This window comes from Streptomyces turgidiscabies Car8 (assembly GCF_000331005.1).
GTDB lineage: Bacteria > Actinomycetota > Actinomycetes > Streptomycetales > Streptomycetaceae > Streptomyces > Streptomyces turgidiscabies.
On record NZ_AEJB01000521.1, the window covers coordinates 1 to 13,107 of the forward strand.

The 13,107-nt window shown below is 69.8% G+C and carries 10 protein-coding genes; all 10 read left to right on the forward strand.

The window, feature by feature from the left end:
- Nucleotides 1-348, forward strand: a 348-nt coding sequence (locus tag STRTUCAR8_RS50715) for a response regulator (protein ID WP_006381674.1), incomplete at its 5' end; no start/stop codon positions are given.
- A gap of 151 nt (nt 349-499) precedes the next feature.
- Nucleotides 500-1,522: an ArgS-related anticodon-binding protein NrtL gene (gene nrtL / locus STRTUCAR8_RS38015; protein WP_006381665.1), complete on the forward strand. Its 1,023-nt coding sequence runs from the start codon at nt 500-502 to the stop codon at nt 1,520-1,522.
- A gap of 34 nt (nt 1,523-1,556) precedes the next feature.
- Complete coding sequence (gene lysA, locus STRTUCAR8_RS38020) at nt 1,557-2,948, forward strand: diaminopimelate decarboxylase (protein ID WP_006381653.1); 1,392 nt, start codon at nt 1,557-1,559, stop codon at nt 2,946-2,948.
- A gap of 149 nt (nt 2,949-3,097) precedes the next feature.
- A complete protein-coding gene (locus tag STRTUCAR8_RS38025; RefSeq protein WP_006381655.1) occupies nt 3,098-4,390 on the forward strand; it encodes a homoserine dehydrogenase in 1,293 nt (430 codons plus the stop codon).
- A gap of 6 nt (nt 4,391-4,396) precedes the next feature.
- Nucleotides 4,397-5,455, forward strand: coding sequence for a threonine synthase (gene thrC, locus STRTUCAR8_RS38030; RefSeq protein WP_006381663.1), 1,059 nt, complete (start codon nt 4,397-4,399; stop codon nt 5,453-5,455).
- Between the two features lie 299 nt (nt 5,456-5,754).
- On the forward strand, nt 5,755-6,684 hold the full coding sequence (thrB, locus tag STRTUCAR8_RS38035; protein ID WP_006381659.1) for a homoserine kinase: 930 nt from the start codon (nt 5,755-5,757) through the stop codon (nt 6,682-6,684).
- Between the two features lie 513 nt (nt 6,685-7,197).
- Complete coding sequence (gene rho, locus STRTUCAR8_RS38040; protein ID WP_006381666.1) at nt 7,198-9,294, forward strand: transcription termination factor Rho; 2,097 nt, start codon at nt 7,198-7,200, stop codon at nt 9,292-9,294.
- 199 nt (nt 9,295-9,493) lie between these two features.
- Nucleotides 9,494-11,254 (forward strand): trypsin-like serine protease, encoded by a 1,761-nt coding sequence (locus tag STRTUCAR8_RS38045; protein WP_044473583.1) that lies wholly within the window; start codon nt 9,494-9,496, stop codon nt 11,252-11,254.
- Between the two features lie 207 nt (nt 11,255-11,461).
- The gene (locus STRTUCAR8_RS38050) at nt 11,462-12,559 is read left to right on the forward strand and encodes an LCP family protein (protein WP_006381671.1); all 1,098 of its coding nucleotides are present in this window, start codon (nt 11,462-11,464) and stop codon (nt 12,557-12,559) included.
- Between the two features lie 251 nt (nt 12,560-12,810).
- Nucleotides 12,811-13,035 (forward strand): 50S ribosomal protein L31, encoded by a 225-nt coding sequence (gene rpmE, locus STRTUCAR8_RS38055; protein WP_006381676.1) that lies wholly within the window; start codon nt 12,811-12,813, stop codon nt 13,033-13,035.
- The last annotated feature ends 72 nt before the right edge of the window (nt 13,036-13,107 follow it).

A 13,107-nucleotide genomic window follows, 5' to 3' on the forward strand; every position in this document is an offset into this window, starting at 1 on the left:
CCCGATGTCGTCACCCTCGACGTCGCGATGCCTCGGCTCGACGGTCTGAGCACCGCCGCCCGGCTGCGTGCCGATCCCCGTACCCGCGACCTGCCCCTCGCCATCATCAGTGCCTGCACGGAGTACGAGGTCGAGGCGGGGCTGGAGGTCGGCGTCGACGCGTTTCTCGCCAAGCCCTTCGACCCCTCCGAACTCATCAGCCTCGTACAGCAGTTGGCCGAGCGAGGACGGGACGGCGTCTCCCTCGAGAGCGCCCTCGGGCCTGCGGCCGTGCCGCCCCTCGGACCCCTTGACGCCCTTGGCGCCCCCGGAGAAGCCGAGCGTGCCGGCCGGGGTGTCGGCGGCTGAGACCGGCACTCGCAGCCCCTCGCCGTCCCCTCCGTTCGTCCCACCCCCTTCTCTCTCCTGCTCCCCCTCGTCTCTTCCCCCTCCGTCCACATGCCGGACGCACCGCAAACCCAGTCGCCTACCCACCCCCCTCCTCCCATACGCTGGTCCCGTGACCCCCGTCGAGCTCTCCCGTACCGTGCTGTGCGCGGTGCGTCGTGCTGTCGACGCGGGAGAGCTGACCGTCGCCGTCCCCGCACGCGCCGTCGTCGCGGCGCCCGGGCCAGGCGGCTCCGGGGACTACGCCACGAACATCGCGCTGCAGCTGGCCCGGTCCGCCGGCCGCACCCCCCGCTACGTCGCCGAAGTCCTGTGCGAGCGGATCAGCGCCGCACCCGGTGTGCGTGGCGTCGAGATCAGCGGGCCCGGATTCCTCAACATCAGCCTGGACAGCGCCGCCCCCGCAGCCCTCGTACGGGAGATCCTCGGCCAGGGTCCGCGCTACGGACACAGCGACGCCCTCGCCGGTCAGCTGCTGTCGGTACGGCTGCCCCTCGCCTACGAACCCCGAGCCGAAGCCGTCGCCGACGCGGTCGCACGCATCGTCGCCACCCAGGGCGCCCGCGTACAGCTCCACCGCGGCGGCACCGGAGAACAGGGTGGCCAGGGAGGGCAAGACGTCGAGGTCCTTGATCTCCGCAACCTTCCCCCTGCCCCCCGCGACCCCACCCCCCTCGGCCCCGACGCCGCCCGCTGGGCCCTTCTCCATCCCGCCCCGCACGACCGGGTCCGGGTCGGCGCCGATCATCTGGTCCAGCGGGAGAGCAACCCCCTCTTCCGGGTGCGTTACGCCTACGCCCGTACCCGCGCCCTCGGCCGGAACGCCGCCGACCTCGGTTTCGCCGCGTACGCCGGTGACCTGGACGACGTATCGGCCGCCCCCCTGCACCTCGCCCTCGCCGACCACCCCCGTCTGCTCCTCGGCGCCGCCACCCACCGCGCCCCGGACCGGCTCGCCCGGCATCTCGTCACCCTTGCCGATGCCACGCTCGCCTTCCTTCCCACCGTGCTGCCGCTCGGCGACGAGAAACCCTCGGCCGCCCACCGAGCCCGGCTCGCGCTCGCCGAAGCCGCCGGGACGGTGCTGGCCGGCGGCCTGTCCCTGCTCGGTATCGACGCACCCGAATATCTTTGAACCACCTCTGACACCTCTGAGGAAGCACGCAGTCATGAGCCGTTCCGCACACCCCGCCGGGCCCCGTCACGCCGATGTGCTGCCCGAGGGACATCCCTCCGCGCCGCCCGCCGACCTCAACCACCTGGACCCGAAGGTCTGGGCGTCGACCGTCACCCGTACGCCCGACGGTGTCGTCACGGTCGGCGGGGTCGAGGTCACGGCGCTCGCCGAGGAGTTCGGCACCCCGGCCTACCTCGTCGACGAAGCCGACTTCCGTGAGCGCGCCCGTGCCTGGCGTACCGCCTTCGGGGCCGACGCCGACGTCTTCTACGCCGGCAAGGCGTTTCTCTCCCGGGCCGTCGTGCGCTGGCTGCACGACGAAGGACTCAACCTCGATGTGTGTTCCGGGGGTGAGCTCACCACCGCTCTCTCCGCCGGGATGCCCGCCGACCGCATCGCCTTCCACGGCAACAACAAGTCCGTGGACGAGATCGAGACCGCCATCCGTGCCGGTGTGGGGCGGATCGTGCTCGACTCCTTCCAGGAGATCGTCCGCGTCGCCCACATCGCGCAGTCCCTCGGCAAGCGGCAGCGCGTGCAGATCCGTATCACGGTGGGTGTGGAAGCCCATACTCATGAGTTCATCGCCACCGCCCACGAGGACCAGAAGTTCGGTATTCCGCTGGCCGGCGGACAGGCCGCCGAGGCCGTGCGGCGGGCGTTGCAGCTGGACGGGCTCGAGCTCATCGGCATTCATTCGCACATCGGGTCGCAGATCTTCGACATGTCCGGGTTCGAGGTCGCCGCCCATCGCGTCGTCGGGCTGCTCAAGGACATTCGGGACGAGCACGGCGTCGAACTGCCCGAGATCGACCTCGGAGGCGGGCTCGGTATCGCCTACACCAGCGCCGACGACCCGCGCGAGCCGCACGAGATCGCCAAGGCGCTCCACGAGATCGTCAGCCGGGAGTGTGAGGGCGCTCGGCTGCGTACTCCTCGTATCTCCGTCGAGCCCGGGCGCGCCATCGTCGGGCCCACCGCCTTCACCCTCTACGAGGTCGGCACCATCAAGCCCCTCGACGGGCTGCGTACGTATGTCTCCGTCGACGGCGGGATGTCGGACAACATCCGGACCGCGTTGTACGACGCCGAATACAGTGTCGCGCTCGTCTCCCGGACCTCCGAGGCCGCGCCCATGCTGGTGCGGGTCGTCGGCAAGCACTGCGAGAGCGGGGACATCGTCGTCAAGGACGCCTTCCTGCCCGCCGACCTGGCACCGGGCGACCTGATCGCGGTGCCGGCGACCGGCGCGTACTGCCGGTCCATGGCCAGCAACTACAACCACGCCCTGCGCCCGCCCGTCGTCGCCGTGCGCGAGGGGGAGGCCCGGGTGATCGTCCGGCGGGAGACCGAGGAGGACCTGCTCCGGCTCGACGTGGGATGACGGCAGAATCTCCGAAGGGGGCGGAAGATCTCCTGTCTTCCGCCGCCCGGAAAACGAAATAGACATCTCACGATCCGGACGATGGATAGAAACTGCAGTCCGGTGAGTGAGACTTATGAACCGTAGACGGTATGAGGAAACGAGGTCGGATGATGCGTACGCGTCCGCTGAAGGTGGCGCTGCTGGGCTGTGGGGTCGTCGGCTCAGAGGTGGCGCGCATCATGACGACGCACGCCGACGATCTCGCCGCCAGGATCGGCGCTCCCGTCGAGCTCGCGGGCGTCGCCGTACGGCGGCCCTCCAAGGTCCGTGAAGGCATCGACCCCGCCCTCGTCACCACCGACGCGACCGCCCTGGTCAAACGCGGCGACATCGACGTGGTCGTCGAGGTCATCGGCGGTATCGAACCCGCGCGCTCCCTCATCACCGCCGCCTTCGAGCACGGCGCGTCCGTCGTCTCCGCCAACAAGGCACTCCTCGCCCAGGACGGCGCCGCCCTCCACGCCGCCGCCGAGGAGCACGACACGGACCTCTACTACGAGGCCGCCGTCGCCGGTGCCATCCCCCTCATCCGCCCGCTGCGCGAGTCCCTCGCCGGCGACAAGGTGAACCGGGTCCTCGGGATCGTCAACGGCACCACCAACTTCATCCTCGACAAGATGGACTCGACCGGGGCCGGCTATCAGGAGGCCCTCGACGAGGCCACCGCCCTGGGATACGCGGAAGCCGACCCCACCGCCGACGTCGAGGCGTTCGACGCGGCCGCCAAGGCCGCCATCCTCGCCGGAATCGCCTTCCACACGCGTGTGCGCCTCGACGACGTCTACCGCGAGGGCATGACCGAGGTCACCGCCTCCGACTTCGCCTCCGCCAGGAACATGGGCTGCACCATCAAACTGCTCGCCATCTGCGAGCGGGCCGGGGACGGCCAGTCCGTCACCGCGCGCGTGCACCCGGCCATGATCCCGCTGACGCATCCGCTCGCCTCCGTGCGCGGCGCCTACAACGCCGTGTTCGTCGAGTCCGACGCCTCCGGTCAGCTGATGTTCTACGGGCCCGGAGCCGGCGGTGCGCCGACGGCCTCCGCCGTGCTCGGTGACCTCGTCGCCGTGTGCCGCAACCGGCTCAGCGGGACCACCGGTCCCGGCGAGTCGGCGTATGCCGCACTGCCCGTCTCGGGCATGGGCGACGTGGTCACCCGCTATCACATCAGCCTCGACGTCGCCGACAAACCGGGTGTTCTCGCCCAGGTGGCCACCGTGTTCGCAGAGCACGGTGTTTCCATCGATACGGTTCGGCAGACGGGCAAGGACGGCGAGGCCTCCCTTGTCGTCGTCACCCATCGTGCGTCCGACGCCGCCCTGGGCGGAACCGTCGAGGCGTTGCGCAAGCTCGACACCGTGCGGGGTGTCGCAAGCATCATGCGGGTTGAAGGAGAGTAACCAGCAATGACCCACCAGTGGCGCGGAATCATCGAGGAGTACCGGGACCGGCTGCCCGTCTCCGCCAGCACTCCGGTCGTGACGCTTCGCGAGGGCGGCACGCCCCTCGTCCCCGCGCAGGTGCTCTCCGAGCGCACGGGCTGCGAGGTCCACCTCAAGGTGGAGGGCGCCAACCCGACGGGGTCCTTCAAGGACCGCGGTATGACCATGGCCATCACCCGGGCCAAGGAGGAGGGTGCGAAGGCGGTCATCTGTGCCTCCACGGGCAACACGTCTGCCTCCGCCGCCGCCTACGCCGTGCGCGCGGGCATGGTCTCGGCCGTTCTCGTGCCGCAGGGCAAGATCGCCCTCGGCAAGATGGGACAGGCCCTCGTCCACGGCGCCAAGATCCTCCAGGTCGACGGCAACTTCGACGACTGCCTCACCCTCGCCCGCTCGCTGAGCGACAACTACCCCGTGGCGCTGGTGAATTCGGTCAACCCGGTGCGTATCGAGGGGCAGAAGACGGCCGCCTTCGAGATCGTCGACATGCTCGGCGACGCGCCCGACATCCACGTCCTGCCGGTCGGCAACGCGGGCAACATCACCGCGTACTGGAAGGGCTACACCGAGTACGCCGCCGACGGCATCGCCCGGCGCACCCCGCGCATGTGGGGGTTCCAGGCCGCCGGCAGTGCCCCGATCGTGCGCGGCGAGATCGTCAAGGACCCCTCGACGCTCGCCACCGCCATCCGTATCGGCAACCCGGCCTCCTGGAAGCAGGCGCTGGCCGCGCGCGACGAGTCCGGCGGTTTCATCGACGAGGTGACGGACCGTGAGATCCTGCGCGCCTACCGGCTGTTGGCCGCACAGGAGGGCGTTTTCGTCGAGCCGGCGTCCGCCGCGTCCGTCGCCGGTCTGCTGAAGGCGGCCGAGCAGGGCAAGGTCGACCCGGGCCAGACCATCGTCTGCACGGTCACCGGCAACGGCCTGAAGGACCCGGGCTGGGCCACCGAGGGCGCACCGAAGCCGGTCGTCGTCCCGGTGGACGCCGCGACCGCCGCCGAGCGACTCGGACTCGCGTAGACCGGGTACTGAAACGCCGGAAGTGGGGTACTCCCCACGGCGGGTGCACAGGGGGCTTACGACACGCATCGTGCGCCTCCTGTGCGCCCTATGTCGCCACAGAACCTTCCTTCGATAAGCTGGGGTGAACCCGCCCGCCGCATATGCCCCCGCGTACGGCGCGGCGCCGCGTTGCCCCAGCGGCCCGAGGGTCTCCCCGTAGGTCTTCAGCCGTTCTTCCAGTAGCCGTTTCCCGCAGTTCCCCAGTGCCGTATCGAACGTCTTCGACGAAATCGCAGCTCAAGGAGAGTCATCGAGCGATGGCCGGTCCAGCGTTCCGTGCCGCCGCCGTCCGGGTGCGCGTCCCCGCCACCAGCGCCAATCTCGGTCCGGGCTTCGACGCCCTCGGCCTGTCGCTGGCGCTGTACGACGACGTGGTCGTCCGGGTGGCCGACTCCGGGCTGCACATCGACATCGCCGGTGAGGGCAGCGAGACCCTCCCGCGCGACGAGAACCACCTGCTCGTACGGTCCCTGCGCACCGCCTTCGACCTGCTGGGCGGACAGCCCCGGGGCCTGGAGATCGTGTGCGCCAACCGGATCCCGCACGGACGGGGACTCGGCTCCTCCTCGGCCGCCATCTGCGCCGGCATCGTCGCCGCGCGGGCCGTCACCATAGGCGGCGACAGCCGGCTCGACGACGAGGCGCTGCTCGAACTGGCCACCGAGATCGAGGGACACCCGGACAACGTCGCCGCCTGTCTCCTCGGCGGGTTCACGCTCTCCTGGATGGAGGCCGGCGCCGCCCGGGCGATCAGGATGGAGCCCGCCGGCTCCGTCGTCCCGGTGGTGTTCGTCCCCGGGAAGGCGGTGCTCACGGAGACCGCGCGCGGCCTTCTGCCCCGCACCGTCCCGCACGTCGACGCCGCGACCAACGCGGGGCGCGCCGCCCTGCTCGTCGAGGCTCTGACCAGGCGTCCCGAGCTGCTGCTGCCGGCCACCGAGGACCGGCTGCACCAGGACTACCGCGCCCCCGCCATGCCGGAGAGCACGGCGCTGGTGGAGCGGCTGCGGGCCGACGGCATCCCCGCGGTGATCTCCGGCGCCGGACCCACGGTCCTGGCCCTGGCCGACGAGGCGACCGCCGACAAGGTCTCCCGGCTGGCGGGCGAGGGCTGGGCCGCGAACCGGCTGGGCCTCGACGCCCGGGGCGCGAGCGTTCTGCCGCTCGCGGCCCCCGGAGAGAGCTAGGGCGACGACATCAACGGGGCGCGCACCAGGGGACTTGCGGCATTAGACGCCGCGGCGATCGAGGCCGCGACATTTAACGCTGTGACATTCGGCGCTGTGACTTTCAACTACATACGGTTGCCGGATTTGGAGAGGGGGAATGTTTGTTGGATCCGGTAGTGTTAACCTCAAGTCTGCACCCGACCCCACCATGGCGAGGTGCTTTGTGTCCCCGTCCGGGACAGACATTCTTCCGGGAGCCCCCCAAGCCACTCTGTGTTTCATGCGGCGTTCGATTCGTCGTGTGCAGGCGCTGAGCGGCATTCAGGGCACGCTCCGGAACCGGTGTGACCAAGCCGCCTGACACGGACACTCAGTGTCATTGGCTTTGGGAAGCGCCATCACCAGAAACCTCTTCCGCCGCTTCGGCGGACCACCGCCCCGGCACGGTCCACTCATGAAGGACCGCAGCCGGACAGCAAAACCGGTCGCCGTGCCAGACAGGCCGACGTCCGCTCCAGGGAAGGACCCTTCGTGAGCGACACCACCGATCTGATGGGCGCACGTGTCGAGGAGACCGCTGCGGCGCCCTCCACGGACGCCTCCGCGCCTGCCACGGGTGCCGGCTCCCGGCGGCGCCGCGGTACCGGCCTCGACGGCATGGTGCTGGCCGAACTGCAGCAGGTCGCATCCGGCCTCGGGATCAAGGGCACCGCGCGGATGCGCAAGAGCCAGCTGATCGAGGTCATCAAGGAGGCGCAGGCCGGGGGCGGGACCCCCAAGGCCGCAGCCGCCCCCGCCGGGGACGTCGCCGAGACCAAGCCCAGGCGCCGCGCCACCTCCAAGGCCCGCACGGGTGAGGACACCGCGCCCGCCGCCGAGAAGAAGGCGGCCGTACAGGTCGCCGAGGCGCCCGCCGAGAAGGCCGTGGCCCAGCAGCAGATCGAGATCCCCGGTCAGCCGGCTGGGGGCCCCTCCCGCGCGAGCGAAACCGAGCGTGGGGGAGACGACGCCCCGGCCGAGCGCCGCCGGCGCCGCGCCACCTCCGAGGCCGGCAGCCCCGAGACGGTCGTCGCCGAGGCGAAGAGCGAGTCGAAGGCCGAGACTCCGGCCGCGCAGGCCGACACCGGTGACGGCGACGGCCGTCAGGGCCGTCGTGACCGCCGGGACCGTAGCGACCGCGGTGACCGCGGCCGGGACCGCGACCGCCGTGGCGCCAAGGGCGACGAGCAGCAGGCCGGTACCCAGCAGCGCGCCGCCCAGCAGGGCCAGCAGCAGGCCGGCGGCCGTCCGGACCGCCAGGAGCGGCAGGACCGGCAGCAGCGCGACCAGCGGGACAGCCAGCCGCGTGACAACGGGCCCCGCGACAACGGGCCGCAGGACGACGACGACTTCGACGGCGGACGCCGTGGACGCCGCGGGCGCTACCGCGACCGTCGTGGACGCCGCGGGCGCGAGGAGTTCGGCCCGAACGAGCCACAGGTCGCCGACGACGACGTCCTGATCCCCGTCGCGGGCATCCTGGACATCCTCGACAACTACGCGTTCATCCGCACGTCGGGCTACCTGCCGGGTCCCAACGACGTGTACGTCTCCCTCGCCCAGGTCCGCAAGAACGGCCTGCGCAAGGGTGACCACGTCACCGGTGCCGTGCGTCAGCCCAAGGACGGCGAGCGCCGCGAGAAGTTCAACGCGCTGGTACGCCTCGACTCGGCCAACGGCATGGCGGCCGAATCCGGGCGCGGGCGGCCGGAGTTCAACAAGCTGACCCCGCTCTACCCGCAGGACCGCCTCCGTCTGGAGACCGACCCGGGCATCCTCACCACCCGCATCATCGACCTCGTCGCGCCGATCGGTAAGGGCCAGCGCGGTCTGATCGTGGCCCCGCCGAAGACCGGCAAGACCATGATCATGCAGGCGATCGCCAACGCGATCACCACCAACAACCCCGAGTGCCACCTGATGGTCGTCCTGGTCGACGAGCGTCCGGAAGAGGTCACCGACATGCAGCGGTCGGTGAAGGGCGAGGTCATCTCCTCGACCTTCGACCGCCCGGCCGAGGACCACACCACGGTCGCCGAGCTGGCCATCGAGCGCGCCAAGCGACTGGTGGAACTGGGCCACGACGTCGTCGTACTCCTGGACTCGATCACGCGTCTGGGCCGTGCGTACAACCTCGCCGCCCCGGCCTCCGGCCGCATCCTGTCCGGTGGTGTCGACTCGACCGCCCTGTACCCGCCGAAGCGCTTCTTCGGTGCGGCCCGCAACATCGAGGACGGCGGCTCGCTGACCATCCTCGCCACCGCGCTGGTGGACACCGGGTCCCGCATGGACGAGGTCATCTTCGAGGAGTTCAAGGGCACCGGCAACGCCGAGCTCAAGCTCGACCGGAAGCTCGCCGACAAGCGCATCTTCCCGGCGGTGGACGTCGACGCGTCCGGTACCCGTAAGGAAGAGATCCTGCTCGGCAGCGACGAGCTCGCCGTCACCTGGAAGCTGCGCCGGGTGCTGCACGCGCTCGACCAGCAGCAGGCGATCGAGCTGCTTCTCGACAAAATGAAGCAGACGAAGTCGAACGCCGAGTTCCTGCTCCAGATCCAGAAGACGACGCCGGGCAACAACAACGACTGACGGTCGATAAGCAGTCGGCGCGGTTCCAGCAGTTCGTAAAGGGCCATCCCCTGTTAAGGGGGTGGCCCTTTATGGTGTATGCGACAGGTGTACGATCGCGCTCTTCGGGCCGATTCTCGTGGTGTGCCCGAACTAACGATCCCTAGGGGGGACTTGAGTGGGTATATCCCTGTCCGGTGAGGGCCGCCACAGACGACGTGTGCGGATCGGCGTTCCCGTCGTCGCCGTCGGCCTCGCCGCCGCCGTCACCGGTGCGCTGATGATGTCGTCCGCGAACGCCGCCACGGCCCTGCCGCGGCCCACCGCCGACCTCAGTCGCAGTGCGCCCAGCAGCACCGAGCTGGAGAAGCGCGTCGCGGACGCGGCCACCAGTGACGACACCCTGGCGTCCAAGAAGACGACGTTCACCGCCGGCACCGTCGCCGGCACCAAGGACGCCAAGATCATCGGTGGTTCGACGACCACCATCTCGTCGGCGCCGTACATGGCCCAGCTCTGGTACGCCGACGACAAGGGCACGAGCGCGACCGGCGACGACGTCGACTTCTTCTGCGGCGGCGCCGTCATCGCGCCGACGAAGATCCTCACCGCCGCGCACTGCGTCAAGGGCTTCAACTGGAAGGCCAACGGCGCCGTCATCACCGGCACCACCACGCTTCCGGACGCCGACGGGAACACGGACGGCACGGTCTCGGGCGTCTGGCGCCAGTGGAACAACCCGTCGTACAGCTCGGTGACGTTCGACAACGACATCGCCGTCCTGACGCTCGCGTACCCCGTCACGGCCGCGCCGATCCGGATGACGACGTCCGGTGACACCACGTCCTACAAGGCGCTCACCAACGCCAAGGTCTACGGCTGGGGGCGCACCAGCTCCACCACCCAGGACATCTCGGCGACCCTGAAGACGGCCACGCTGCCCATCCAGTCCGACGCCACCTGCACGGGCGCGTACGGCAGCGACTTCGTCAAGGGCCACATGGTCTGCGCGGGCAAGCCCGCCACCGGCAGCGACACCGGCACCACCACGACCTGCAACGGCGACTCCGGCGGACCCCTCGTGGTCGCGGGCAAGGTCGTCGGCGTCGTCTCGTGGGGTGTGACGGACTGCGTGGAGAAGGGCGCCTACAGCGTCTTCTCGAAGGTCACCTCGTACGTCGGCGCCGCGTACCCGCGGGTCGAGGACGCGAACCTCAGCGGTGACCAGATGGCCGACCTGTGGCTGCGCCGCGCGTCCACGAAGGTCGCCTACGAGAAGGACTCCAAGGGCACCAGCTTCGGCGCCAGCGAGCCCTGGGGCAACTGGGACGGCGTCAACGTCGTCCTGCAGACCGACCTGAACCGGGACGACTACCAGGACCTGGTGATCCGTGACAGCGCCTCGGGCGCCGTCTACTGGATGCACTACGTGCCCACGGCCGACGGCAGCGGCGGTGCCTGGGACACGAAGCAGATCTTCGCCAACTGGAAGAGCCGCACCCGGATCATCACCCCCGGCGACGTCACCGGCGACTACAAGCCCGACGTCCTCTCGGTCGACTCCGCGGGCGTCCTGTGGATCTACCCGGGCAACGGCAACGGCACCTTCGGGGCGCCGTCGAAGGTCTCCAGCGGCTGGAACCAGTACAACTCGATCGTCGGCCACGGCGACTTCAACGGCGACGGCAAGGCCGACCTGCTGGCGCGCACCAAGACCGGCGGTGTCGGTTACCTCCTCAAGGGCAACGGCAAGGCCGGCTCCCAGGCCTTCGTGCCCCGGGTCAAGGTGCGCACCTGGAGCGGCTTCAACACCCTGGTCACCCCCGGCGACGTGACCGGCGACGGAAAGGCCGACTTCCTGGCCCGTACGCCCGCCGGGACGATGTACCTCTACCCGGGCACCGGCAAGGGTACGAGCGAGATCTTCGGCACACCGAAGTCCGTCGGAACCGACTACAAGCAGTGGGACATCATCAGCTGAACCCGCAGGTGAAAGGGGTCTTCTGAGCGATTCGCGAGGAAGATCCCGCCCGTCCGGTCACACACTGTGCCCTTCGCGCCACGCGAAGGGCACAGCGCGTTGTGCAACCCTTTTTCCGTAATGACCGTCTGACTGACCGAGTTGCGACGGAAAAGGACTGGCCCTGAAAGCAGGGGGTAACCGACCGGACGAGACCGAGGGAAGCGCATGTCCGCCGAGAGCAATCCGCTTGATCCAGCGAAGCGACGCAGCCGCCGCAAGCCCCGCGGCAAGCACTCCAGGGCGCTCCTCGTCACCGCCTGGGTCGCCGCGGCCATCGTGGTGCTCGGCGGCACCGGCCTCGGTTACGTGTACTTCAAGCTCAACGGCAACATCAAGAGCGTCGACATCAACCAGGTCCTCGGCACCGACCGCCCCGCCAACGTCGACAACGGCTCCGAGGACATCCTGGTCCTGGGCTCCGACACCCGCTCCGGCGCCAACAAGAAGCTCGGCGGCGGCACGGACGACGGCAGCGCCCGCTCGGACACCGCGATGGTCGTCCACGTCTACGAGGGTCACAAGAAGGCCAGCGTGGTCTCCATCCCCCGGGACACCCTCGTCGACCGCCCCGAGTGCACGGACGCCAGGGGCGTCACGCACGACGCGGCATCCGGCGTGATGTTCAACTCCGCGTACTCCACGGGGGGCGCCGCCTGCGCGGTGAAGACCGTCGAGTCGCTCTCCGGGATCCGCATGGACCACTACGTCGAAGTCGACTTCACCGGCTTCCAGAAGCTCGTCGACGAGCTCGGCGGTGTCGAGGTGACCACGACGAAGGACATCAAGGACTCCGACAGCCACCTGAACCTGAAGGCCGGCACACACCGCCTCAACGGGCAGCAGGCCCTCGGTCTGGTCCGTACCCGCCACGGCGTCGGCGACGGCTCGGACCTGGGCCGCATCCAGCTCCAGCAGGCGTTCATCAAGGCCCTGGTCGACCAGATCAAGGACGTCGGCGTCCTGACGAACCCCAAGAAGCTCTTCGACCTGGCGGACACCGCGACCAAGGCCGTCACGACCGACTCCGACCTGGGCTCCGTACGCACCCTGACCTCCTTCGCGACGGGCCTCAAGAGCATCAGCTCCGCCCACATGGCCATGGTCACCATGCCGGTCGAGTACGACCCGGCCAACCCCAACAGGGTCATAGTCGACAAGACCAAGGCGCGCCTGGTCTGGAACGCCCTGAAGGCCGACAGGCCCATCCCGGCAGCCGCGACCAAGGGCACGGCAAAGGGCGACGCGGCAGGCGTGGTCAGCTAGAAACCTGGAAACAGGGGGGCGCGGCCCCCGTTTCCAGGGGCGCGGGGAACTGCGCGACAAGCCACAACGCACTCGCACCCGCCCGCGAACGCCCCGCCACCACCCCCTCCCGCGCCCTCCGGGAATATCCAACCCCCGCCCCCGGTTTTGGGGGATGCGCCCAGTCCTGGCAGACTGGTACGTCGGCCCCGGTTCACGCACCCGCATCCCGCGGAGGCGACCCGGAGCCCTCCCGAAACTAGGAGAACCCCTTGAAGCGCGAAGTCCACCCCGAGTACGTCGAGACGCAGGTCAGCTGCACCTGTGGCGCGTCGTTCACCACCCGCAGCACGATCACGAGCGGCAACATCCGCGCCGAGGTCTGCTCCGAGTGCCACCCGTTCTACACGGGCAAGCAGAAGATCCTCGACACCGGTGGCCGTGTGGCCCGCTTCGAGGCCCGCTTCGGCAAGGCCGCTGCCGGCTCCAAGAAGTAGCGAGGCACCAGCGCCGGTCCACGTTCGCCCTCCGGGGCGTACCTGGACCGGCGTTTTTGGTCGCCCCACTTC

Bases quoted from the DNA above. Each gene is read 5' to 3' on its own strand.
- thrC (WP_006381663.1), top strand. From the start codon at position 4,397: ATGACCCACCAGTGGCGCGGAATCATCGAGGAGTACCGGGACCGGCTG.
- lysA (WP_006381653.1), top strand. From the start codon at position 1,557: ATGAGCCGTTCCGCACACCCCGCCGGGCCCCGTCACGCCGATGTGCTG.
- thrB (WP_006381659.1), top strand. From the start codon at position 5,755: ATGGCCGGTCCAGCGTTCCGTGCCGCCGCCGTCCGGGTGCGCGTCCCC.
- STRTUCAR8_RS38025 (WP_006381655.1), top strand. From the start codon at position 3,098: ATGATGCGTACGCGTCCGCTGAAGGTGGCGCTGCTGGGCTGTGGGGTC.
- STRTUCAR8_RS38050 (WP_006381671.1), top strand. From the start codon at position 11,462: ATGTCCGCCGAGAGCAATCCGCTTGATCCAGCGAAGCGACGCAGCCGC.